Raw genomic sequence first — 240 nt, forward strand, 5'->3', positions numbered from 1 at the left:
GTATCAACGGCACGTATGGCCTATTCGCAGGCGACCTCTATTCGGTGGAAGTCCGCAACGGCATCGGCGGAACCGTCGTCGCGTCGCCTGACTTCACCGCCCCAATGGGGCCGCGTCTCCGTGATGCGCAGGGGAACATCTTCACGATCAACGGCCCCGCGTGGGCTTGGGAGCAGTCATGAGTGCCTGGGTGAAGGTCTACGAATCGACAGACCAAACCATCGAGCAGCGCATCACCGG

At 62.1% G+C, this 240-nt stretch carries 1 protein-coding gene; it reads left to right on the forward strand.

What is annotated here, in order from left to right; genetic code table 11:
- Positions 1-182: hypothetical protein (locus AC0L2K_RS35250; protein ID WP_473533695.1), on the forward strand; the 182-nt coding region annotated here is incomplete at its 5' end.
- Positions 183-240: the final 58 nt, after the last annotated feature.

The organism is Mesorhizobium sp. WSM4817 (assembly GCF_055811135.1).